Here is a 205-nt window from a genome sequence, read left to right as displayed (position 1 = left end):
ACTGTTTCTACTCACAGTTCCAGGAATTGGTCTTATTACAGCTGCTGAAATTTACTGTGAAATAGGTGATATCTCCCACTATAACAGTGCTAGCCAGCTCATAAAAAAGGCAGGCACTAACCCTGTCATCAAACAATCAGGACCAGATGGCGGTTACTATGGATGTATATCCAAACAAGGCAATTCCAATTTAAGAAGAGCCGTC

The 205-nt window shown here is 41.5% G+C and carries 1 protein-coding gene; it reads left to right on the top strand.

What is annotated here, in order from left to right; translation table 11 throughout:
* Positions 1–205, top strand: a 205-nt coding sequence (locus tag FS666_RS19590; protein WP_144463815.1) for a transposase, incomplete at both ends; no start/stop codon positions are given.

The organism is Siminovitchia fortis, assembly GCF_007681465.1.
Taxonomy (GTDB): domain Bacteria; phylum Bacillota; class Bacilli; order Bacillales; family Bacillaceae_C; genus Siminovitchia; species Siminovitchia fortis.
Note: the sequence above shows the minus strand (reverse complement) of the source record. Positions and strands in the feature narration are given on the sequence as shown.